A 25,801-nucleotide genomic window follows, 5' to 3' on the forward strand; every position below is an offset into this window, starting at 1 on the left:
CGTGAAAAAACGATTTAGTAAAGGTTTTTAGCGACTGACAGCTATGTATATGTATAATTGTCAGCTGGTTGAATGGTGATTACAAGGTGGGCCAGTCCTGGACCAATTCTTTTAGCAGTTTTTGTCCTTTTGCCCAGTCGCGCAGACCGGAGTCGGCATTAATATGGCCTTTAGGCCCCATCTTTACATAGCGGCTGCCCCAGTGTGCGGCAAAGAAAGCGGCTCTTTCAGCGGTACAATATTCATCGTTCGTACTGGCTACTACAATACTCTTAAAAGGTAGTTTGTTTAGCGGAATAGGCGTGAATCCACTGGCTACAGCAGGGAAATCCGTTCTCTCCGCATCTGCTGGCGCTACGAGTAAAGCACCGGTGATGGACAGCTTCGTTTGCCTGGCCCAATGAACAAGTGCTATACAAGCCAGGCTATGCGCTGCTATTACTACCCTTGGGCCAGCCTTTGCTACAGCTTCTTCTATCGCCGTTACCCACTGCGCGCATACCGGCGCATCCCAGTCGTGCTGCTCTATCCGCTGCGTGCCGGGTATTGATTGTTCCCACAGGGTCTGCCAATGCAAAGGACCTGAACTGCCCAGTCCGGGCGCGGTCAAAACTTTAATTTCCATGACAAAACGTTGTGTTGGTGTTGCATCGGTTTGAAAGATAATGAAATAAATTACGAAATACGACCAGGATTAAATGATTAACAGGATTTTTGGGATGGATACGGGAGATTATAGCGGATAAAATAGAAAGGGATAGATAATGATGAGATCAAAAAAATAGCCGGGGCTAAACAGCACCGGCAACTGGTAACAACCAAAACAGCATGTATAAATGCTAAAATTTTCACTTCATATATATCATCGTACTAATCATGGTAATTACCCCGGCGGATCTCCTCCGCCGGGGACATAAGTGGATTTTTAAAATATAAATCCTTTACGCTTGAACATCCAGATATTACGCCAGCCATCACCTTGTTGTACCAGCGTCATCTCATTGGCGTTGAGCTTAATAATATTGTATGTCACGTTATTTCCCCAGCTGATATCTGCGCCGTTTACTTTGAGCGTTTTAGCCAGGGTGTCGAGGGAGAAGGAGCCTGCCACAGTAGCGCCTTTGTGTGTGATAGCGAAGTTGGCATTATGGTCCAGGTCAAATTTCATTTCATCATCCAACACACCCTGGTCTCTCAGCCCCGCAGTACCTACTGTCCACCACTCCGGTTTATCAGCGCCACCGGAGCCATTACCAAAGCAATAGCCGGTAGGTACGTCTGTAGCCCATACCCATGTTTTGCCATCAGCACCATTGGTCAGCAGATTCCACATCGGACTGGCAAAATAGTTTGGATCATTTTCGGAAACGGTTACTTTAACCGAATCTGTTTTTGGTCCTCCGGCTGCATAGGCAGCATACTTAATAAAGAAGTCGCCCGCAAAAGGTAGTATCACCACCGCTTTCGTGGCATTGGTGGTGCCAAAGCCATAATCCCAGTATGGAAGCACACCCTGGGTTTTACTTTCCAGTGTTACCTGGTTATCATACCCCGATGTTTGGGTGACGGTAAAATCCAGCTTTACACCAGCCGGATCAGCAGGCGTGATCCTGTCTTCATAAGGACTACAGGCATTCAATAACAATATTGCCAGCCCTGTTAAAATGGTATACAGACTTTTCATTTTTGCATGTTTTAAAGTGGATACTACTTCCATCCGTCATTTTGTTTGAGCGAGCCGTTAGACAGGTTGATCTGTGTTTCAGGAATGGCAAACAGTCCTTTTGTTTCAGGACGAAAGGTGATATTGAATGCCGCATCTGCAGATGGATTATCAATAGCCTGTTTGGCCACCGGAATGCCTTGTCTCAGCAGATCCCAGTAGCGTTGTCCTTCCATCGCCAGTTCATACTTGCGCTCATCCATGATCTGTTGCTTAGAGGTGAGAGTAATACGATGCGCCTGGTCCTGGAATGCACGGTCGCGTACACGGTCATAATAGGTCTGTGCTTTCCCGGGGGCTGTTGTCAGTTGCAGTTCTGCACCCATCAACAGTACGTCTGCAAAACGGATCACCATGTAATTATCGTAGTTGTCCCACTGGAAATTACCACCCAGGTCTTCTGGTTTCAGGTTGTTCAGCGGCGTATATTTTTTGATGAAGAAGCCGGTGTACTGTGCCTGGTCTGCTTTTTCGTAAGTGCTGCCAAAACCTTCATCATCAATGGAGATAATACTGGCGCTTTTACGGGTATCTCCCGGCATGAAAGCATTATATAGTTTCGGATTCACCGTGCCGGCGCCCCAGCCTTTATAGTAGGGCAATAGCGCCTGACTCCTGATACCTATCATCACCTGAATACGGTTACCGTTGTTCTGATTTTGATTACCGAGTCCCAGGTAAGTGTACTGGATGGTGAATACGCCTTCCGGATTATTTTGTCCTGCATAGTCTGTTGTACTGGCAGCAGACGCGCGAAAGAGGTTACCGAATTTTGGAACAAGATCATGACCGCTGTTGTTGATCACATCTTCTATGGCGGCAATAGCGTCTGTCTGTGTTGTTACACCTGCGATCTCTGTTTTGTTATAGTAGCCGGTGTAATAAAGGAATACCCGGCCAAGAAGGGCTTCAGCGGCCCATTTGGTGGCTCTGCCATATTCAGCCGGTGGGATGGAAGTGAATTTTGTATCCGGTAAATCAGCGATAGCAGCTTTCAGATCGGTGGCAATTTGTATATACACACTATCGGGATTAGTTTGTGGAATGTAATATTCTCCCGGTACAAGCGGTGTTGTGATCAGGGGCACATTGCCAAACATGCGGACAAGATCAAAGTAGTAGTAGGCGCGCAGGAAACGTGCTTCGCCGATGTAACGTTTTTTGATGGCTTCATCGGCACCAAAATTGATATTGTCTGCTTTCTGCAGGAAGATATTGGTACGATAGATCGCTGTATAGTACTTGCTCCAGGCGTTGCTGTTAAGATCATTCATATTCACGCTCTTATCCCACTGCATCCAGCCGTTGTCTGAATTTCCACCGCCACCAAAACAGTTGTCTGACGCTATTTCTGAGCTGAGCATGATATTACCGTATCCATCCATGTTCAGCATACTGTAAGCAGATACCAGTGCTTCATAAGCGTCGGCAGGTGTTTTATAAAAGTCTTCTTCCGTTTTCTTATCTACCGGGAGTGTTTCCAGGAAACTCTTGCTGCATGAGCTGATCATTCCGGTGATAATGATGACTGCAAATATTTTTTTCATGATTGCCTGCTTTAGAATTTAACATTAAGACCCACGAGGATTGTTCTTGCCTGGGGATAGTATCCAAGGTCTGTTCCGGATGACCAGGAATCAATACCATATCCCACTTCCGGATCGAGGCCACGGTAACGGGTAAACGTAAAGAGGTTGAGACCCGATACGAATAACCGGCACTGGCTCACAGGAAGATGTTTCATCAGCGAATGTTTGAAGTCATATCCCAGGTTTACACTTTTGATACGCAGAAACGCACCATTGTGTACATACAGGTCAGAAAACCGGCGATAGTTGTTGTTGGGTTCATCACCAAGCGTAACACGGGGGATACTGTTGGAAGTGCCTTCTCCATGCCAGCGGTCAAAGATGGCGGTGGTATAGTTGTTATAAGAACGGTCGTACGCACGGGTGCCATCTACTATCTGGTTGCCACCCACGCCACTCAGCAATACAGACAGATCAAAGCCTTTCCAGTTGGCGTTCAGGTTAATGCCATACGTTTGCTGTGGCAGTGGATTCCCCACTTTGGTTTTATCATTGGCATCGATGATACCATCGCCGTTCAGGTCTACAAAGCGGGCATCACCTGGTTGTGCATCGGGCTGGATCTTCCCGTTTTTGCCGGTGTAGCTGTCTATTTCCTGTTGATTCTGGAAGATACCAGCTGTTTTCAGGCCATAGAAGTAGCCGATAGGCATGCCGTTCCTGGCGAGATAGTATTCATCCATGTTGGAGGATAGTACACCATTGTAAGAAGGGTGTAGTACACCTTCCTGGTTGGGGATAGCGCGTACTTCGTTATGATTGAAAGTGATGTTACCGCCAATGCCTATACGTAGTTCGCCAAACTGATGGGAGTAGTTGATACCGAGTTCTATACCCCGGTTTTCAATATCGCCGCCATTGATAACAGGAGCGCCTGTACCGGCCAGTTGCGGAATGGGCGCGGATACCAGCCAGTCTACCGTTACTTTACGATACCAGTCAAAAGTAATGTTGAAATCTTTGAATACCGTTGCGTCAAATCCTATATCCCATTGGTTGGATGCTTCCCATCCTAAATCGGGATTGGGTATTTTATCCGGAGAAGTACCGATAGCCTTGTTTCCATTAAAGTAATAGCTCTGATTCAGGCTGCTTACGGTAGGAAGATAAGCGAAATCGGGAATCCTGTCGTTGCCGTTTAATCCCCATCCGGCACGGATCTTCAGGAAGTCGAGCCAGCCTGTTTTCAGGAAGGCTTCATTGGAAGCTACCCATCCGGCGGAGAAACCGGGGAAATTGCCCCAGCGGTTGTTGGCGCCGAATTTAGTAGAACCGTCCCGGCGGAAGGTAGCGGCCAACAGGTATTTTTCTGCATAATTATACAGCACCCTTCCGAAGTATGAATTCATTCTTCTCATATCCCTGGTGCCAAAAACTTTCTTGGTAGAATCATTCGTGCCGTTGCTGACAAGTGCATGCTCAAAATCTGCAATCATCAGATCGCTGATGCTGGCGCCTACATTGTACCCTTCATATTGGATGGCGCTGGTACCTACCATTACGTTCAGGTTGTTTTTACCAAAGCTGCGCTGGTAGGTGAGGGTGTTGTCCCAGTTCCATTTCAGGTTGCGGTACATACCCTGACTGGCAGTAGATTTGGCGTTGCTGTTATTGGCAGCCAGCTCATATACAGGGATAAAGGCATTGTTATAGTTGTATGAGAGATCAATACCGAAATCAGTACGCAGGCTGAGACCTTTGATCAGCGTGGCATCCAGGTATACGTTACCGAGTATCCTGTCTGTGATCGTTTTGTTATTCTGTGTATAATCCAGTGCGCCGATGGGATTCACTTCATCCGCAGCTACACCTGATTTGCCATAGTTGCCGGCAGAATCATACACCGGGAAGGTAGGACTGGTATTTAACAATCCCCTGATGGAGTTACTGTAAATATTGCCGGTACCGATGCCGCTTTGTCGTACATGCGCATACGTTAGGTTCTCGCCTGTTCTGACAAGGTCCTTGTATAATTTGTGTTCTGAATTAATGCGGAAAGAAGTCCTTTCAAAAAAGGATTTGCCCGGTAATCCCATTACCCCTTGTTGCCCGTTGTAGGAAATCGAGGAAGAATAGATGGAGCGGTCATTACCACCGGATAGTCCCAGGCTGTAATTTTGTATGGGCGCATTCTTCATCGTAGCAGCTTCCTGCCAGTCGGTACCTTTTCCCATACTGCTTAATTGTGCAGCAGAGAACATAGGCTGTTTACCGGAGTTAATGGATGCTTCGTTCATGATGTTGCCGTACTGCTGTGCGTCCAGGAGGTCCAGTTTGCGGGCCGGATTCTGTAGGCCATAGCTGGCATCCAGCGATACCACTGTTTTACCGGCTTTACCTTTTTTGGTGGTGATCATCACCAGGCCATTGGCTGCCCGTGTACCATAAATAGCGGTGGATGCCGCATCTTTCAGTACATCTACTGATTCAATATCTGCGGGGTTCAGGTAGTTGATATCTTCCGCAGGAAATCCATCTACTATATAAAGTGGATTGGAGTCTCCATTGGTACCGATTCCCCGGATCACAATTTTCACTGCTTCACCAGGTTGGCCGGAGTTGGACGTGATTTGCACACCGGGTGCTTGTCCCTGCAACGACTGTTCCACGCTTACACTATGGTTCTTTATCAGGTCGGCATTGCCGAGATGCACCGTGGCGCCGGTGACCACTTTCTTCTTTTGTACGCCATATCCCACCACGATCAGTTCATCCAGGCCGGTAGCGGCGGATTCCAGGCTGATGTTCAGTTGCTTTTGTCCTTTTATGGCTATTTCCTGTTTTGTATAGCCTACCAGCGATACGACGAGGATATCGGCAGGTTCCACCTGTAAAGAGAACGAGCCATCTGCGGCAGTGGTAGTGCCCCGGGTAGTACCTTTTATGACGATGTTTACACCTGGCAGGGGAGTGCCGTCTTTGGCATCGACGATCCTGCCGGTGAGCGTTTGCTGTGCAATAAGCGTATGTGCCTTACCGTTACCTGCAGCAGCATGTAGCACCGGTGGAGTGGTAACGGCCAGACTGCACACAGCAAGTGCCCGCAGGACAGATTGCCGTGGGAAAAAATCACTGATGTTGTACCAGATTTTCATGTTAAACGTGTTTTATTTAGGCTGGGAATTTTAATTATACCCTGATTCATAATGCGCAATCGATGATGTATCATCCGCCATTCTGCTTTATATTTCTCCGCAACACTATCATTCGTAATAGAGAGAATATGGGTCCGGGTCAGAGGGCCCGGACCGTTTTTTCTATTCCATTATATGTTATCGTTTCACCAATGCGGGCAAGCGTATCAGGACTTGCCGGCTTATTCCTGTTGACATAGATGATGCGGAAATATCTTTGTTGCAGCATACCGGGGAATTTGCCCTCGCGCTGACCAATAATGAGCTGTTTCGTTGCTTCTTCCCAGCGAACAGGAATGTTGCTATAAGCACCTTTCTCATACTGGTAGTTGGTATTTTCATCTTCATAAATCGTAAATGAAGCGTCTTTACCGGTATATACAAACAGCTGAATTGTGTCGGCTTTACGCTCGTCGGTGTACTGTAATTCAGGGCCCACCGGTAGGATGGAGCCTTCTTTTACATATAGCGGCATTTTTTCCAGCGGTGCATCCGCAATGATATGTTGTCCGCCGTCCAGGTATTTTCCGGTGTAGAAATCGTACCAGCCATTACCCGCCGGCAGATACAATGAACGGCTGCGTGCTTTGTATTGTGTAACCGGATTTACCAGCAGGGAAGGTCCAAACATATACTGATCGCTGATATTCAGTACCGCGGTATCCTGATCAAAGTCCATGGGCAGCGCACGCATAATCGTATAGTCGTGATGGTAAGTGCTGCCGGCAAGTGAATAGAGATAAGGCATCAGGCGGTAACGCAGCTTGTCGTAATACAGCATGGACTGATAGGCTACGCTGGTATCGGGTGCGATGTTAAACATCTCGCGGTAAGGATACTGCCCATGGGAGCGGAACAGCGGGCAAAAGGCGCCATACTGGAACCAACGGGTGTTCAACTCCTGCCATTCGTCTTTTGCGGCGCCCTGCGGTGATGGTTTGTCGTATTTGTCTTCCACAAAAAAACCGCCGATGTCTGTTGTCCAGTAAGGAAGTCCGGATAAACAAAAGTTCAGTCCTGCCGGGATCTGCCGCGCCATTTCATCAAAAGATGCTGCAATGTCGCCACTCCAGGTAGTAGCCGCATACCGCTGAATACCGGCATAAGCGGAACGGGTGAGGATGAATACGCGCTGGTCTGGTTTTACCGCCCGCTGCCCCTCGTAAATGCCTTTCGCATTCACGAGGGAGTAGGTGTTGAAATACTGCGTAGCAGGACCGATAGCCGTAGGGTTCATCAGCTGCTTACGCGCTTCAATAGTGGCATTAGACAATACATCAGGCTCTGTGGCATCGAGCCACCAGCCGTCTACACCTTTACTGAACAGGTTTTGGTTGAGGATGTTCCAGAACAGCTTGCGTGCATCCGGATTAAAGGCATCGTAAAACGTAGATACGTATCCGTTACCTATCCAGTCGCGCTGCCGGTTTTTAATATTTTGTTTGTACAGCCAGTTCTTTGCATCGAATAATTTATAGTTATCAATGCCTTCGTAGAATTTAGGCCATACAGAGATCATAAAATGGGTGTGGTATTTATTGTGCAGCCGCTCTATCATGCCTTCCGGATCAGGGAAACGGCTGGGATCAAATTCCTGGCTGCCCCACTGGTCTTGCTTCCAGTAGCTCCAATCGAGTACGATATTATCCAGCGGGATCTTTCTCTTCCTGAACTCAGCTACGGTACTTTCAATTTCCTCCTGTGTTTTATAACGCTCGCGGCTTTGCCAGAATCCCAATGCCCACTTGGGGATCATCGTCGCTTTGCCCGTTACCTGGCGGTAGCCGCTGATCACTTCATCCATATTACTACCATACATGAAGTAGTAATCAATTTTTTCGCCTGCTTCAGAAGTCAATGCCAGCTTGTTTTGTAGCGCAATGGGTGTAGGAGAGAGGAATTTGAGCGAAAGGAAGGACTGGGTTGTTTCCGGAATCCATTCAATTCTGATGGCGTGCTGTTTGTTTTTTGTCAATAGATGCCGGAACACAGAAGGCCCCGGATTCCAGCTTTCCCGCCATTTGTCCAGCATCAGTTTTCCATCTATCCACACTTTGGTGTAACCGGAAGTGACCATGAAAAATTTGTATTCACCATCTTCATCAGGACGCACAGCACCTTCCCAGGTAATTTTTCCTTCAGCCATAGGAAAGGTTTTAGGCAAGTCTGCGAGGTCGGGAAGAAATTCATAACTGATATGATCCTCCACTCTTTTCAGATATACTTTGTTATCATAACGGCTGGTGTAAGTAGCGGTTAGACCGCCGGGTTTTCCGTCGGCAGCAGTTAAGTGTAAATCCGACAATTGTGCGTAGGGACGGTCGTCTCCAAAGCGCGTAATAGAATAATTATCCCATAAAATACCATAGTGCCGGTTAGATACGAGGAAGGGTACAGCCGCGATAGAGTTATATTGTGTCAGGTCTACATCCTGGTTTTTATAGTTCATTAATCCGGTCTGGTGTTGTCCCAGTCCGTAAAAGGCTTCATCAGCAGGCGATTCAAATACCTGTTGTATGCGGTATAGTGGTTTCCGGTCAATCACTTCCGGTATAAACGATTTGCCACCGCCGTGGCGTTCCTGGAGAATGATGTTACCCTGCAGATCACGGAATATCACTTCACCGGTAGTCAGTTCCACACTTACCGCCAGGGCGCGGGTTTTTAAAACAGCGGTTTTATTATTTTCCTGCGAATCCCATTGTACCGTATCTCCGCCGGCATTCACGGCCATCAGGCTGGGGGCGCCGTTAAAGTTATCTCCGGCAGTAGCACTTACATGAATGATCTTGTCGGAAACTACCCGGAGCTTTATTTGTCTGGCTCCATTAAGTGCAGGTTGTTTTAAATGTATCAATAAGCCATCGGCCAGTTTATCTACCTGTCCGGCATAACACCAGGTGGCCATCAACGTGAATAATACGAGCGATATCGTCCTCTTTATCTGCATGTGTACGGATTTTATCTTTGGTTGTGCGTGGTTGATGCTGCGGGTTGCCACAGCCGTAACGGAATTTTCAAAACGTGTTTAACTTTCAGAACGTGATTATCTCAAAACGTGTGAAAACAAAAATAACGGCCCCGTTGCAAAAGCCTGGTACGCTTATGTTTTAGATTAGGGGCGATTATGTTAACCGCCACCCGGACTATGGTATCCGATTGATTCGGTTAGGGGGATAAAATGTTAAGCTGACAGGTATTCTTCGTTTTCTAAAAAACTGGTTTGTAAATAGTTAGAGGAAGAGGATGCCTATAATGGCAACGGTGATCAAACAATAGAGTATGATCTCGATCAGGAGGTATATACGGCCGCTCTTTTTATAATTGTGCTTGAACATAAGGTGGTTTAATAAACAGAGCTACAAAATTATTGAATACGGACAGGAAGGAGGGGCGGGTTTTCGTTATTAAAGGGGGCTGTTTTGTTCAAAAAGCTTTATTGTTTCTTCTTCCCATATACCGATGGCAGCATATTATACGCCATCTTAAAATATTTGGTGAAATATTTCGGGTTATTGAATCCTACTTCATAGGCCACTTCCGCTACCGTAAGCTGACTTTTTTCCAGCAGTTGCGCTGCACGTTTTAAACGGATACTCCGGATAAATTCTATGGGTGATTTGCCGGTAAGAGACAGGATTTTTTTGTAGACAGATACCCGGCTCATAAACAATTCCCGGCTCAACTCTTCCACAGAGAAGTCGGGATTAGCGATGTTTTTTTCTACAATCTGTAATGCCTGCTGGATGAATTGTTCATCGGAAGAAGAGATGGCTATCTCGCTTGGATTGGCATCGATCTTCTGCTGGAAGGTTTTGCGTAGCGATGATTGCTGGCTGATATTATTTTTAACCCGGGATAATAATACTTCGAAGTTAAACGGCTTGGTAATATAATCGGTGGCGCCGGTTTCCAGGGCTTCCAGTTGCTGGGCCTCTTCGGCCCTTGCGGTGAGCAGGATGACCGGCAGGTGTGCGGTACGTTGCTGTCCGCGGATCCTGCGGCAAAGTTCCAGTCCATCCATCTCCGGCATAGAGATATCGCTGACGATCAGTTGTGGCAAGGTATGCTGCAATATTTTCCAGGCAGCCAGTCCATTTTCGGCTTCCATGATCTGGTAGTATTGTGCCAGGTTATCTTTCAGATAGAAACGGAAGTCTTCATTATCTTCTACTAGCAACACAATTGGTTTCTTGCTATTCGTTTGCACGATGGTCGGCGCAGGGGCCACAGGCGCATCGGACAAGGCCCGGATAGTTTCCTGGATGGCCCCGGGAACAGCAGCCGTATTTGTTTTTACGGGCAACAGCACGGTGAAACAACTACCCATTTCCGGGGCGCTGTCCACGCTAATGCTGCCCCCATGCATCTTTACAAACTCCCGCGTAATGGATAAGCCAATGCCGCTACCCTGGTTTACGATGGAGCCAGGCACTTCATGCTGGAAGAAACGCTCAAAGATATAAGCATGTTTTTCCAATGGAATACCAATACCGGTATCTTTCACGGCTATCTCCAGTTGTGCTGCGGGTGCATGATAGGTAACGTCAACGGATATATTACCCTGTTCAGGGGTAAATTTAAAAGCATTGGAGAGCAGGTTAAAAAGGATCTTTTCTATCTTATCGCCATCGTACAACATGCGCAATGCCTGTACGTTGCTGTTAAAAGTAAGCCGGATGTGTTTTTTCTCCGACAGGTCACTAAAGGAAGCAGTCAACTCTTTTGCAAAATCAATGATATCTCCTTCATTGGTATGCAGTTTTATTTCCTGCACTTCCATTTTACGGAAGTCCAGTAACTGGTTCACCAGGTTCAACAGGCGGCGTGCATTTCTTTGCATCAGCTCCAGCTGACCTTTCAGCGGCCCTTCCGTGGTTTGCCGGACGATTTTTTCCAGCGGCGTAATAATGAGACTGAGCGGTGTTCTGAACTCATGGCTTACGTTGGTGAAGAAACGGATCTTCAGGGTATCCAGTTCATGCATCCTGGCGGCTTCCTGTTCCTGCTGCGCTACCCGGAATTTCAATCGCTCCCTTTCCAGGATGATCCGTCGCGCCAGCAAGAGGGCCGACAGGATCAGGAGGGCATACAACAGGAATGCAGGCCATGTCTTCCAGAAAGGCGGCAGTACGCGGATCTTCAGGGTAAGCCCTTCCTCATTCCACACACCATCATTATTGGAAGCCTTTACCCGGAATGTATATTCCCCTGGATCAAGGTTGGTGAAGGTGGCTTTGCGTTGTTCGGCATCTGTATATAACCATTCTTTGTTAAATCCTTCCAGCATGTACGCATAGCGGTTCTTCTCCGGGTGGAAATAATTCAGGGAGGCAAATTCAAGTGAAAAAACATTTTCACTGTGTTTGAGTACAATGTTGCGTGTTTGAGGAATGGCGGCTGTCAGCAGCACGCGTCCATTGATCTTTTCACCGGGAAGTATGCTGTGGTTGAAGATCTGCAAATCAGTCAGCACTACCGGCGGTGCTTTACTGTTGATCGTGATGGCGGTAGGGAAGAAGAGGTTGAAGCCATTGCCACCGCCAAAGATCAGTTCACCGCGACTGGTCTTCAGGGCGGCATTCTCATTAAAATCTTTGCCCTGTAAGCCGTCTGACTCGTCGTAATTCCTGAACTGATATGTATCGCCTTTTGCGTTAGCACCTGCTTTGATAATAAGGTTCGAAAGGCCGTTGGGAGTGCTCATCCACAAACTATGGTCGTCTGCTTCGAGGATGTTCAGGATAGAATTGTCCGGCAGCCCGTCATCTTTCCGGAAAGTACGGAAGGTGTGATCGGAAGGATTGAAAAGATCAAGTCCTTCGCGGGTACCTACCCAGATGCGGTTACGGCTGTCCTGGAAAAGGCAGACCGTATTATTATGACTCAGGCTTCCGGCTATGGAAGGTTGGTTGCTGTAATGTGTGAATTTGGCTGTTTTAGGATCGTATACATCCAATCCGTCAGAAGTACCCACCCAAATGTTGCCTTGTTTATCTTCGAGGAGGGCGGAAACGTATTGAGAGGTAACGTTGCGGTTTACATGCCGGAACTTTTGCGTAGCGGGGTCCATTACATGGAGGCCACCGTTGAGCGTACCCACCCATAACTGATGGCGGCTGTCTTCCAACACTTCCCATATGCTGTTGTCGCGCAGGCTGCTGCTGTCTTTGGGATCATGTTTGTAATGGATAAACCGGTTGCCGTCAAAACGATCCAGGCCACCGAAATAGGTACCCACCCAGAGTTGTTGCAGGTGATCGATACAAAGACTTACAATCACATTACCGGAGATACTGCCAGGGTTATTGGCTTCATGCCTGTACTGGGTAAAAGTGTTACGGTTCCTGTCAAAGTAGATCAATCCACCGCCATTGGTACCTATCCATATATTGCCTTTGGCGTCTTCCACAAAACGGTTTACATCATTATAGGGCAAACTGTTACGGCTATACGCCTGGTACTGGTACAACGGAAATTTTACCATGTGCTCATGGTAGTAATTCAATCCCTTCTTGTAAGTGCCTATCCATATAATGCCGGTGTTGTCTTTGTAAAGGGTTGTGGTGCTGTTTTGGCTCAGGCTGCGGTTATCTTCCGCAATATTTTCAACATACTGGACACTGTGAGCTTTTTTATTGATGATATTGATTCCGCCATGATCCGTACCTATCCATACCAGGCCGCTGTTGTCGGGAACAACACCGCGTACAATATTGTTGTTCAGTGCCAGCCCTGGCGTAGTCTGATCAATATGCAGGAAAGTGTAACGGTGGGTATCAAAATAAAAAACGCCTTTGTCTTCATTACCGCTGAACATCCACAGGTCACCGTCATTATCGCTGACCAGCGTGTAGGCGGCGCTGTTATCGGGGCGGAGCAGTGTGTTGTTCCGGTATACAATGCGGTGAGTGGTACCATCCATTTTTTCCAGGATGCCATTGGTATGCAGGAGCCAGTAGTGGCCGGCCCTGTCAGGTACCATGGCAGCAATATTGTTGGTAGCGATGGAGGTGGTGTCTGCCGGTGCATGTTTTAGCTGTACCGGTTTGCCGGTAGTTTTGACGAGATACATACCCGCGTCAGGGGTGAGGAACCAATACTGTCCGGCTTTATCTTTTACAATATCAGTGACCGTGCTGTCTGGAATTCCCCACTGTTGTAAGATCTTTTCCGGGTGACGGTTGAAAGTATTGCTAACGGGGTCGTATATATTAATACCGCTGCGGGTCCGGATCCATAACTGTTCTCCGGGACCGGCAATGATTTTATTAATTGAATTATCTGAAAGGGAAGTACTGTCGCGCAGATCGTGCTGGAAAACGGTGAACCGGTAACCGTCAAATCTGTTGAGGCCCGAAACGGTGCCTATCCACATGAAACCCGCATTGTCCTTGAAGATGCAGTTAACCTGGTTGTTGGACAAGCCCTGGTTGATATCGATCCGGTTGAATTGATATTGCAGGGTTTGAGCCCACATTATTTTTGTTGACAGCAAAAAAAGTAAAAATAAGAATACCAGCTTCCTCATGAGCACGCCGCTTGGTTGAATATTGTTGGCTTGAGCGTTATAGCTATTAAATGCGCGACAATATAAGATAAAACGATAAAACAGCCATAAACAGAAAAAGGTCGAAAGAATTCGACCTTTATTGCTAAATTCCACGTTATGGCACTCAGGTCCATAAAAAGTTAATCAGCTAATATGCCGGCATAACCGGTATGTTGAAATGATATCAGTTGTTTGATAAGAGACGGACGTGTTGACCATACTTAAACACGCTTTAAACATGCTTTAAACACGCCGTAAACATGCACAAAAGTAGGTGATGCTAAAGCTATTATCAAGTATTTAGCAAATATTATTTTGTTAAAAAAGGGAAATGGGCTGTGGTAGCACAAAGAAAGTAGTTAGCCAATAGGTTGCCTAAACTTAGTGCCCAAGAAATTTGAGGTTTCTGCGGATGCCTGCAAATTTGCTGCGTTTCAAAGGCGACTTCCGGAAGATATCTTTAAAGGTTTCTTCTGTCAGTTCTTCCCAATCGCGGGTGCTGAAGTTGAGAATAGCGGGAAGGGGGGTAAACTCTGCTTCCTGGTGGGCTTTGGAAAAACGGTTCCAGGGACATACATCCTGACAGGTATCGCAGCCAAACATCCAGTTATCAAATTGGCCCTGCATACGTTCGGGGATCAACTGATCTTTCAGTTCAATGGTAAAATAGGAAATACATTTGCTGCCATCTACCACGCCGGGAGCTACCAGCGCCTGGGTAGGACAGGCATCCAGGCATTTTGTGCAGGAGCCGCAATAGTCGCCTACGGGGCTATCATATTCCAGGGGAATATCTGTAATGAGGGTGGCAATAAAAAAGAAAGAACCGGCCTGCTTATGAATCAGGTTGCCGTTCTTGCCGATCCAGCCCAGGCCGCTGCGTTGGGCCCAGCTGCGTTCCAGTACGGGGGCGGAATCAACAAAACCTCTTCCCTGAACCGGTCCGATATGTTCCTCCATCCGTAACAGCATGGTTTTCAGTTTGGCCCTTATAACTTCGTGATAATCATGACCATAAGCATATTTGGAGATCTGCGGAGCATCCGGCCGTTGCCGTTCTGACGGGAAGTAATTAAATAACAAGGTAATCACTGACTGGGCGCCGTCTACCAGCTTACGGGGGTCTATCCGCTTGTCGAAATGATTCTCCATATATTGCATGTTGCCATGCATACCTTTATTGAGCCAGGTTTCCAGCCGCCTGGCATCATCGTCCAGCTGCACGGCCTGTGCAATGCCGCAGTGGTCGAAACCCAGTTCCAGCGCCAGTTGTTTAATATAGGAGGTCCAGCTCATCAGCGCGAAAGTACGAATTGTGGGGCGCTTTCTCATCTCTCTGAAAATCGTCATCTATAATTTATAATTCTTTTTTATCTTAGTTATGCATATTATCCCTATGCACCTATTCCCTATGTTCTGCAAATCTGTTTTGGTAACCTTTGTAGCAACCTGTTTGTTTGGTTTTTTTGTGAACGCTCAGGAAGCTGGCAAAATGAAATTTGGTAAAATATCCAAAGAAGAATTTAACCTGAAAAGTTTTGAGAAAGATACCGGGGCCCACGCCGTGGTAATCGCTGAAATCGGCTCCTCTTCATTTGAATCGGATGGGAGGGAACTACAGCTGGTTTATAAAGTACACCGGCGTATCAAAATCATCGACAAAAATGCCTATGGTCTTGCAACCGTAAGGATTCAGCTGTATAGAGAAGGGCTTAACGAAGAAAAAGTCCGGAACCTGAAAGCAATTTCCTACAACCTGGAGAACGGAGATATTACAGAGACAAAAATGGATAGTAAAAGCATCTTCACAGACAAGCAGGACAAGAACTGGACGATGAAGAAATTTACCCTGCCGGCCGTGAAGGAAGGGACTATTTTTGAATATACTTACACCGTTGTATCCCCTTATTTCCGCTACCTGCGGTCATGGGAGTTCCAGGGGCCCTACCCGATACTGTGGAGTGAATATAGTGCCGCCATACTGGAATATTTTGACTACATGTTGATTCCACAGGGTTATGATACATACGCCGTGAAATCAAAAGAGTCTTCCCGCAGTACCTTTACCTTCCGCGTTGAAAGCCAGGGCGCTACCGGTCCTTCCCAGACCGCAACAGCTACGCCTGGTGTTACAACTTATAAATGGGCGATGAAAGATGTACCGGCCATTAAGAATGAAGACTATATAACAACCTTGGATAATTATGTGAACAAGGTGGAATTTCAATTGTCGTCCATCAACTGGCCGGGCAGGGAAAGAAAACCCGTACGCAATACCTGGTCCGGCCTGATGACCGACCTGCTGAAAGATGAAGACTACGGTGAACAGCTGTCTAATAATAATGGTTTCCTGGGAGACATCGTAGATGAATTGACAAAGGATACTAAAACAAACCGGGAAAAAGCAGAGAAGATCTATTCCTGGGTGCGTGATAATTTCACCAACGAAGATTATTCAGGACTATGGATAAGGAAATCACTCAAATCAATTTTCAATGCAAGGAAGGGCGGTATAGCAGAAATCAACCTGCTGCTGGTAGCGATGCTGAAACGCGCCAAACTGGAGGCCTATCCTGTTATACTCAGCACCCGCGATAACGGGTATGTATTTTCGTATTATCCGTTACTGAACCGCTTTAACTATACTATTGCAGGACTGAACCTGGGCGATGAATTTGTGAACCTGGATGCTACTGATCCTTTGCTGGGCTTTGGCAAATTGCCGGCAGCATGTTACAATGGTGAAGCCAGGATCGTAAATGATGTAGCTACACCACTGATGCTTTCCGCAGACTCATTGAAGGAGCAGAAATTTACAAGTGTGATGATTGGTAAAGTAGAAAACGGTGAGATCACAGGTACTTTCCAGCAAAGACCTACCTACTTTGAATCTTATGATATCCGTCAACAGGTAAAGGCAAAAAATCAGGATGAATATTTTAAGAAGATACAAAAATCATATACAGGAGATATAACACTGGAAAATACCACCATTGATGATCTCAAAAAGTTGGAGTCCTCCGTACTGGTGAAGTATGATTTTAAGATGGGGGTAGATGAGCAGAATTTAATGTATCTGAATCCACTCCTGGGAGAAGCGAACAAGCGCAACATCTTCAAAGCTGCGGAGCGCAAGTTTCCTGTGGAGATGCCTGCTGTATTTGATGAAGTATATTCCTTTAATATGGATGTACCGGAAGGTTATGTTGTAGATGAATTACCCAAATCTTCCATGGCCAAGTATAATGGGGAGGAGGGCTTATTCCAGTACCTGATCCGCCAGGAGGAAAATCATATCCAGTTACGTTGCAGGGTGAAACTCTCGAAGGCCGGGTTCACCCCGGAAGAATATCCTTCCCTGCGGGAATTTTTTGATCTTGTTGTGAAGAAACAGGCCGAGCAGATTGTGTTTAAAAAGAAAAAATAAGTCATGGTAAAGCTGTTGCAGTTAGTTGCCTGTTTGTTACTGGCAATGTCATGTGCGCCTGTCTTTGCGGGCGGCCCCGTATACCCCGTAAATACAATTCCCGATTCGTTAAAAAAGGATGCACACCTGGTAAAAAGATTTGAAGAGTTTACACTGAATATTGTTGACCTGCAAAAGGTGCGTATTAACCACCACTATATATTGACGGTACTGGATGAAGAAGGTGCGAAATATACGCAGCTGCAGGAGAGATATAGTAAACAGATAGAAGTCAGATCAATCAGCGGGGCTTTATATGATGCCTCAGGAAAGCTGATGACACGATTAAAACAAAGTAGCATTCAGGATATAGGCCAGCAGAGAGATGGTAGCTTGATGACGGATACACGATATAAGGTGCATCAGTTTAGCAACAGCGTATATCCGTATACGGTAGAATACGAAGTGGAACAGCAGTTTAACTATTCCTACAGTCTTCCTTTCTGGATAGCGCAGGATTACAGGGATGGTGCCGTGGAGCAGGCACGCTTCATCGTAAATGCGCCTGCGGACTATAAGCTACGGTATCATACTTTCAGCAACATCGGAGAACCGGTAATAACAACAGAGAAGGAGCGGAAATTATATAAATGGGAAGTGCATAATATTCCTGTTGGCAGGCGGGAAGTATTTTCAGAAAGCTGGTACCGCCTTACGCCAGGTGTAGAGCTGGCGCCCAGTAATTTTGAATGGGGCCGCTATAAAGGCAGTATGAACACCTGGGAAGACTTCGGCCAGTTTGGTTATCAGTTGAATGAAGGGCGCGATGTATTGCCGGATGCCATGAAGCAAAAGGTGAGTGAACTGGTAGCAGGTCTCTCCACAAAGGAAGAAAAGATCCGGGTACTTTACAGGTACCTGCAACAAAACTATCGTTACATCAGTATTCAGCTGGGCATAGGAGGACTACAGACATTTGATGCTAAAACAGTGGCAGCAAACGGCTATGGCGATTGTAAAGCATTGTCTAATTATATGATGGCGATGCTGAAGGAGGCAGGCATCAAATCCAATTGTGTGTGGGTGAAGGCTGGTGAAGGAGATATCCGGTTGGACGAAAGTTTTCCGCACGATGGATTTAACCACGTTATTTTGTGCGTTCCCGGCGTCAAAGATACCACCTGGCTGGAGTGTACTGATAATACCTTACCTGCGGGTTATCTCAGCGGTTTTACTGCTGGCCGGCCCGTACTTATTTTAGATGAGAAAGGCCCCCAACTGATACATACACCTGCCAGCAATATGGACATGAACCAGCAACGCAGGAGCATTCATGCTGTACTGGATGAAAAAGGCAATATGAAGGTGGACGCAGTTACTACGCGAACAGGTCTGGAGCAGGATGATCTTCACAGCCGTCTCCATCAACTCAGTAAAGAGCAGCAGCTGGAGCGGTTGCGTAGCAGTCTGAATATAGCCAGCTACGATGTGACAGGATATGAATGTACGGAAGCTGAAACAGCAAACCCCTCCATAGAAGAGCATATGCAGCTTGCCTGCAACAACTATGCAACGGTAACGGGCAAACGAATATTCCTGACACCCAATATGTTAAACAGGAGCATCCCGAAGCTGGAACCTGATGAAGACCGCATATCTGATATTCAGCTTAATTATGAATACCGCCATGTGGATTCTGTGAGCATCACCATTCCACAGGGCTACAAGGCGGAGGCACTACCCGCACCGGTTATGATTTCAGGTAAATTCGGCAACTACGTGGCTACTACTGCTGTTAATGGTAATACAGTCACCTATATACGCACTATACAGCATAAATCAGGCATCTTCCCTGCTGCTGATTTCCCTGAGTTGGTAACCTTTTATAACGGTATTTTCAGGGCAGACAGGAGCAGGGTGGTGCTGGTCAAAGACCAGGATTAAAGGATTATAGGATTTTACGGATGGGTGTTTTGTTGTTTGTACTGATTAATTATAATATCTGCTATAGCAAAATCATATAAACATAATACAAACAACAAAACACCCATCCGTAAAATCCTATAATCCTTTAATCCTGGTTTATTTTTCCCTTACACTCACCGAAATATGCCGGTCTTTCTTTCTGTCTGCATCCGGTGCATCTGCGGCTGCTTTGGCAAATTGTGAACCGTATCCTTCGGCGCCCAGCAGTTGTTGGGCATCTGCATTTAATCTTTTCAGGGCGGAGACTACTGATTCGGCACGGTCCTTCGACAGATTCAGGTTCAGGGTGCTGTCGCCGGTACGGTCGGTGTAGCCGCCAATTTTTATTTTTGATTTGGGAAATGCTTTCAGGATGGCGGCAATATTGCTTACCTGTTTCATGCTTTCTTCGGTTAAGTCAGCACTGCCTGTTTTGAAATTGAGGTTATCAAAATCAAACCATACATCTTTGCCGGCTTTCTGCGCATCGTCTTTCAGGAAGGTGACAAGTTGATCTTCAATACCACCTTTGTATGCCTGTAGTACTGTTCCATCGGGCAATGTTACCTGGATGCTTTCACGGGTGACAACCGGACCGCCTTCCGTTACATTCATTACGGCGGAATCGGCCAGTTGACTGGTGGTGACGCTGTCAGTCACGAGGGTGCTGTCGTGCCTGGTGCCGCCGCAACCTTTCATCAGGTACCATAACAGGATAATGGCCACCAGAATCAGGAGTAAAGACCACAGCCAACGGCTGCTGCTGCCCTGTTTAACGCTATTGATGGTGGTATTGGCTACCCCGGCAGCTCCGCCACCAAGACCCGCTGTGAGGTTACCCAGTTTTTTGCCCAGGTCACCAAGACTTGTCAGACCCAGGATACCGGCCAGGTTAAGACCACCAGGTACAGCTCCCAGTATTTTATCTTTTTGGGTGTTGAGATAAGTAAGAAAAGAGCTGGGTGTGAGATTGTTTTGAATGGCATGTTGCCCTGCAACGCCCAGTGTTGCAGGAGCCGCAGTTTGCAATAAGGTGCTGGCTGATGATTCCTTGATACCGGCAAAGGTGGACAGCATGCCGGTGATAGCAGTTATTTTATCTCCAAAAAGACTACGTAATAAATCACCTCCCTTGGCCACCAGGCCACCACCCCCACCTTGCAGTGCGCTGGTGATCGCAGTAGGACTGGCATCTCCGGCTACACCTTTCAGCATATCCAGCAAGCCACCTGTATCGCCGGTAGACCCTGCTTTGTTCAACAGCCCCGCCAATACCATCGGTACAATCCCTCCCAAGGCTTTCTGTATGCCGCCCTCACTTTCTCCCAGCTGAGAGGAAGCCTGGCTAACGACATTGTTGTTAAAAAGACTTTTGGCACTTTCTAGTAAGTCGAATGACATAATTGTAGGGTTTAATGATGAGAAAAAATGAAGATTTTGGAATTACTTACAGGTACAATCAGGAATCCTATAACAACATTATCCCGGTGGTTGTTTGATCCTGCCGTATTTTTTCACAGCTGCGCGTCACTTTACGCATTTTCGACTATTAAAATATGTTTTTGTTAACCAGTGGATTAAAGACCATAAAGCGTTGGTGAAAGCGTGGGAATAAGCAGCATGATCATCACTTTTGGCATATAAGTAAAGGCCCCTGCAATTTGCAGGGGCCTTTACTTATATGCTGCTATTTTATTTTTTTAAGCCAAAAAAGGATAGTCTGTATAACCCGTAGCACCCGCGGTATAGGCGGTGGCAAAATCAGGTGCATTCAGCGCGGCATTTTTGGCGATGCGCTTGTCCAGATCGGGATTGGCCAGAAATGCCCTTCCAAAGGCAACCAGGTCTGCAAACCCATTTTCCAGCGTCTGTGCTGCTGTTGCAGGGGTAAGCCCGTTGCATATGATAATAGTTCCTTTAAATGCGGAACGGATGGCATCAAAAGTTTTTTGAGGGATCTGGGCAGCTACTGCAATGTGCAGATAGGCGATACCTATTTTATCCATCTCTGTAGCAAGATACACATAGGTATCATGTACTTCGTCTACTGCATAGGGCTGTAAATCACTGAGTGTGGAATATGGCGAAAAGCGTATGCCCACCTTCTCTTTACCAATCGCGTCTGAAATCCCCCTGGCCAGTTCTATGGCCAATGCCGCACGTTTTTCAATACTGCCGCCGTATTCGTCTGTGCGGTTATTGATTTGCGGATGTAAGAACTGTTCTATCAGGTAACCATTGGCGCCATGGAGTTCAATACCATCGAAACCAGCTTCTATGGCATTCCTGGCAGCTGTTATGTGGCCCTGGATAATTGATTTAACACCTGCTGTGGTGAGTGTTTTGGGTTCTGAATGATCCTGCGGACCTTTCGTATCTGTGTATACCTGACCAGCCGCTTTGATGGACGATGCTCCAACCAGTTCCGCGCCTTCAGGTAAATTATCCTGGTGACCAATACGCCCTGTATGCATCAACTGCATGAAAAATTTGCTATTTCCTTCATGTACTGCTGTGACAATTTTTTTCCATCCTGCTATCTGTGCTTTACTAAAGATGCCAGGTATGCGTGGATAGCCCAGTGCATCGGGTGTTGGGGCAGTTCCTTCCGTAATAATCAGTCCGGCGCCTGTGCGTTGGCTATAATATTCCTTCATAAGGTCATTCGGTATATTATCGATAGCCCTGCTGCGGGTCATAGGCGCCATCACCAGGTGGTTCTTTAGCCTTAGTCCGTTCTTATGATAAGGCGTTAAAAGCTTGTTCATATTTGTGTATTTTAATTATAGCACAAATATCCATCTGCTTTTACAGATAAAATAGCCATTAAAGGTTGAAAAATAGTCCTATCCGACGGAGGAGAATTTTTTGGGCTTCATTCCATAATGTTTCTCAAATAAGCGGCTGAAATGACTCAGGTTAGAAAACCCAAGTTGGTAGCCCGCTTCAGATACGGAATAGCCGCCTTGTCTTAGTAAATAGGCTGCTTCTTCCATCCTCGCTTTCTGATAATAATTATATAGGGTGTCGCCAAATACCTGTTTGAACAACTCCTTCATTTTTGTTTCACTCATACCAGCCATTTTTGAAATTTCAGGTAGATGTGGAGGCTTGCTCAAATCTGTGAGGATGGTCGTTCTTATAACAAACAGTGTGTCTATATCAGCTTTATTGACCGGTTTAAGCGGTGTCGCTTCCCGTTGCAACAGGTTGTTGAACAGTATATAAAGCAGTTCCTGTACTTTAAACCTGTAATACAACATACGCAGATTCCCCTCTTCATTATAATCCGTTACCTGTTTCAATACTTTTTGTACTTCCTGGTTCATACTTTCATAAAAAAGGAAGGAAGCTGTCCCACTGGTGATTGTTTGCACCAGGTTGTTGGGATGCTCTATGCCTAGCAGTGTGGCCAATATGGAAGCCTTAATACCAATTACGGTAAAATAAATCTCCGCTTCCGCCGGGAAATGGGTCACAGAATTGAGGTCGGCAGAAGCTATCTGAATAGCGGAATCGCTGGTCCTTGAAATTTGAACGCGATCTTTTTCTTCCGCTAACAGGCATATAGGCTCTTCATTACTGTGTAAAATGATTGTTACCAGGTCATTAATATCCGCAGGACCTTTGCGTTTAAGTATAAATTCTTCTTTGAGCCGGTACCGGTGAATGAGTAACTTAAAACCGGTATCCAGTTCTATTTTTCTGATAGTACCTTCACCCATTGAAGCCGGAATCGTTAACCTGTCGCCATCCAAAGGCACATGAAACGTTTCGGCAAAACCGGTTAAAAAATCAAAAGAAGGAGAAGCCTCAAACTCAAATACCATAAGTGTTTGATTGAAATAAGCACTTAAGTTAAATAATATCTCCTAAATCCCTAAATATCAAAATCTCTAAATATTAATCCAGTTTTTTCTGCTGTTGATTTCTGAATACAATAATGCTGACATGGGTATTTCCCTGCGCTTCAAACGCTTTGATCATCTCCGCTACATTCTTTACTGCTTTATCGCCTACCTGTAACACTACATCACCGGCTTGTATATCATATCTGAAGTTGGTGGGCACAGCTATAAAGTAAGCCCCGTTGTTATCGGGTAAGCCTGCTGCGGAGCGTTCTCCCAGCGTTGTTATATTTTTCACTTTTGCGCCCTGCCAGCTGATCACGGCTGATTCCAGGATCGCTTGCTGCTTTAATACCGGCAGCGGTGCTTTTTTAGCTATTCTTTTCAGTGCAGGTGATACTACGCCAAATTCATTCATCGGGAAGTTCTTAAAGCCTGTTTGTAGGGCAGGTGAAGAAGGACTCACCCGGTAATCGCCGGTAGCCGGTTGTATAAACATCGGATTGCCTGAAACAGCATGTACGTCTGTTGGCGGAACGATGGCTGCCTTATCCGGGAAAAAGTTGTAGTCAACCTCCTCACCCCAGTAAGTAATGCCAATAGGCTTATAAGCAGCGGTGACGATGTTATGGCGAAAAATATCATGACTGTTGGCAAACCATACATGCGGATGAAAAGAGTTATTCAGGATGATATTATTTTCAACGGTACGATAAAATCCTTCCCGTAATTTCAGACCGCCGTTTAAGCAAACATTATTGTAAATATGATAATTGGAAGAGCCGTCATCCAGATCGATGTCCCAGCCATGATCGCAGCGGAAACGGTTATTACGCAGGGTTGTTGTTTTAATGGCATCAAGCTTCACCAACCAGGGATGAATGGCTACAATACTATCCATTTCATGACGGGAAGGGCGCCAGTACCTGTCCCGGCCCCAGGAATTGAAAGCGCCATGGTCGCCTGTTTCCAGCACGGTGTTAAACACGTCGTTGTATTCAATCAAATGACCACCCCAGGTTCCTTCACTAACGTTAATGCCTGCACGTGGTACATCGTAAATAGTATTGTGCGACACGGTAATATCCATGGCCATTGAAATCTGTACACCGGCTGTTTGTTTTTCTATACGCCCGATGCTGTGTATCAGGTTATTATAGGCGGTGCAGGAATCAGGATAGTGGCGGCTTTTAGGCCCCGTTACCGTATCTATGGCTGCCAGCGGTAATGATTTATTGTATTCAAACAAAGGGCTGCGTACAGCCTCCGGGTTGCCCACAAAACAAATACCACTGCCTCCTGCATCATGAATATGACAACCGCTGATCATGGCGCCGCGATTGTAATTACTTACAAATATGGCGTTGCCGCCATTGTGATCAAATTCACAATCTTTTATGCTACAGTTTTCAGTACCATCCAGTACAACGGCGCCGCCGCGGTAAATGGCCCAGTCGCTACGCAACAGCGGTTCGCGTGTATCCATAAACGTTGGCGCCGTATGCGCAAAGCGGATTCCTTCAAAAGAGATGTTGCGCACGGGGTTATCTGTACTACCTTTCAGGGCAATCACCTGTGGCAGCCGGGACACAACTACCGTCGCCTTTTTCAGGTCTGTGTTGTTGCCGGGTTTGTAGTAAAGCGTTTTGGTGCTATTGTTATAATACCATTCTTTCACGGTATCCAGTTCTTCAAAAATATTTTCTACAAAACGGTATTGGTCGTGCATACCCATCTGCCGGTTGTTCTGATAGCCGCCTTCCAGCTGAAGGGTATAGTCTGCATTTACACCGGTGATGCGGTAATGGTAGCCGCCCCATTCAGCCTTGTGTAAAGCATGCACATAGCCGCCTTCCGGATGCTGCCAGGTCTTCACCTTTTCGGGGCTGATGGCATCTGCCGCGGTACCGTTATAATGCCGGGCGCTGCTGTCGTAGTTTGGATAGCGCGCACGGATCTGTTGTTCATCATTTATGTATAACTGGTCAAAAGTAAATGGGAGGTCCAGCTGTGCTTTGTAAATACCGTCTTTCCACAGCGTCCAGGTTACTGCCACCTTTTTACCACCGCTGATGGTGGCGGGTATATTTTTGTTGCTGCTGCTGAAAGTAATATGTGCATCACCGTTATTATCTTCCGGTGTCAGCACCCAGGTACTATCAGGATAATAAGTGCCGGGAGCAAACTTCACTACGATGTTTTTATCCGGGTTCATGGCGCGGTAATGCCGTATAACGGTGGGTAGCTGCTTCATTACTACCGTTGTAGGAAGACTGTTGAGGTTGCGGGTACGTTCGCCGGGTTGTACCAGTATGAGTTTGTCGTTGTTTTTTTGTTGCGCGGGCACAAGGACGGTCTGCAGCAGCAGCGCCACCAGGAAAAGAATAGTTGTATAATACTTTTTCATAACCAGATTGAAGTAGTAAGATAACTACACCATTTATTCATTTGTAATGAAAAATTAGCAGTTCCTAACGCTTTCTTCTGCTAAAAGTGCAGAGAAAACGATGAACATATGTCAAAATTTCCGAAAGTAGAACATTGGTTCGTCGTTTGTTGTTACTGTAACACGTTTGAAACATCA

At 46.4% G+C, this 25,801-nt stretch carries 13 protein-coding genes; 2 read left to right on the top strand and 11 right to left on the bottom strand.

Translation table 11 applies throughout. The features are described from left to right. Nucleotides 1-79: 79 nt before the first annotated feature. From ABQ275_RS06165 to queG, 7 genes are all read right to left on the bottom strand, one after another. Nucleotides 80-625 carry an alpha/beta fold hydrolase gene (locus ABQ275_RS06165; protein ID WP_349317398.1) on the bottom strand — a complete coding sequence of 182 codons (546 nt, stop codon included), beginning with the start codon at nucleotides 623-625 and terminating at the stop codon, nucleotides 80-82. Nucleotides 626-925: 300 nt separating this feature from the next. Next, nucleotides 926-1,684: a hypothetical protein gene (locus tag ABQ275_RS06170; RefSeq protein ID WP_349317399.1), complete on the bottom strand. Its 759-nt coding sequence runs from the start codon at nucleotides 1,682-1,684 to the stop codon at nucleotides 926-928. Between the two features lie 23 nt (nucleotides 1,685-1,707). Beyond that, complete coding sequence (locus ABQ275_RS06175; RefSeq protein WP_349317400.1) at nucleotides 1,708-3,270, bottom strand: RagB/SusD family nutrient uptake outer membrane protein; 1,563 nt, start codon at nucleotides 3,268-3,270, stop codon at nucleotides 1,708-1,710. Between the two features lie 11 nt (nucleotides 3,271-3,281). Beyond that, nucleotides 3,282-6,407 carry a TonB-dependent receptor gene (locus ABQ275_RS06180; RefSeq protein ID WP_349317401.1) on the bottom strand — a complete coding sequence of 1,042 codons (3,126 nt, stop codon included), beginning with the start codon at nucleotides 6,405-6,407 and terminating at the stop codon, nucleotides 3,282-3,284. Nucleotides 6,408-6,546: 139 nt separating this feature from the next. After that, entirely contained in the window at nucleotides 6,547-9,396 is a 2,850-nt protein-coding gene (locus ABQ275_RS06185; protein WP_349317402.1) for a TIM-barrel domain-containing protein, read from the bottom strand. 486 nt (nucleotides 9,397-9,882) lie between these two features. Further along, nucleotides 9,883-13,926, bottom strand: a complete 4,044-nt coding sequence (locus tag ABQ275_RS06190; RefSeq protein ID WP_349317403.1) for a two-component regulator propeller domain-containing protein — start codon at nucleotides 13,924-13,926, stop codon at nucleotides 9,883-9,885. A gap of 453 nt (nucleotides 13,927-14,379) precedes the next feature. Next, nucleotides 14,380-15,348, bottom strand: a complete 969-nt coding sequence (gene queG, locus ABQ275_RS06195; protein ID WP_349317404.1) for a tRNA epoxyqueuosine(34) reductase QueG — start codon at nucleotides 15,346-15,348, stop codon at nucleotides 14,380-14,382. 142 nt (nucleotides 15,349-15,490) lie between these two features. Between queG and ABQ275_RS06200 the strand changes: the two genes are divergently transcribed. Then, the gene (locus ABQ275_RS06200; protein WP_349317405.1) at nucleotides 15,491-17,425 is read left to right on the top strand and encodes a DUF3858 domain-containing protein; all 1,935 of its coding nucleotides are present in this window, start codon (nucleotides 15,491-15,493) and stop codon (nucleotides 17,423-17,425) included. Nucleotides 17,426-17,428: 3 nt separating this feature from the next. Next, complete coding sequence (locus tag ABQ275_RS06205) at nucleotides 17,429-19,348, top strand: DUF3857 domain-containing protein (protein ID WP_349317406.1); 1,920 nt, start codon at nucleotides 17,429-17,431, stop codon at nucleotides 19,346-19,348. A 138-nt stretch (nucleotides 19,349-19,486) separates the two neighbouring features. On the opposite strand, the gene ABQ275_RS06210 is transcribed toward ABQ275_RS06205, so the two are convergent. From ABQ275_RS06210 to ABQ275_RS06225, 4 genes are all read right to left on the bottom strand, one after another. After that, nucleotides 19,487-20,770, bottom strand: coding sequence for an OmpA family protein (locus ABQ275_RS06210; RefSeq protein WP_349317407.1), 1,284 nt, complete (start codon nucleotides 20,768-20,770; stop codon nucleotides 19,487-19,489). Between the two features lie 299 nt (nucleotides 20,771-21,069). Continuing rightward, nucleotides 21,070-22,137 carry an alkene reductase gene (locus ABQ275_RS06215; protein ID WP_349317408.1) on the bottom strand — a complete coding sequence of 356 codons (1,068 nt, stop codon included), beginning with the start codon at nucleotides 22,135-22,137 and terminating at the stop codon, nucleotides 21,070-21,072. A gap of 78 nt (nucleotides 22,138-22,215) precedes the next feature. Next, the gene (locus ABQ275_RS06220) at nucleotides 22,216-23,199 is read right to left on the bottom strand and encodes a helix-turn-helix transcriptional regulator (protein WP_349317409.1); all 984 of its coding nucleotides are present in this window, start codon (nucleotides 23,197-23,199) and stop codon (nucleotides 22,216-22,218) included. 73 nt (nucleotides 23,200-23,272) lie between these two features. Continuing rightward, nucleotides 23,273-25,624 carry a PDZ domain-containing protein gene (locus ABQ275_RS06225; RefSeq protein WP_349317410.1) on the bottom strand — a complete coding sequence of 784 codons (2,352 nt, stop codon included), beginning with the start codon at nucleotides 25,622-25,624 and terminating at the stop codon, nucleotides 23,273-23,275. Nucleotides 25,625-25,801: the final 177 nt, after the last annotated feature.

It is taken from the genome of Chitinophaga sp. MM2321 (assembly GCF_964033635.1).
Lineage (GTDB): Bacteria > Bacteroidota > Bacteroidia > Chitinophagales > Chitinophagaceae > Chitinophaga.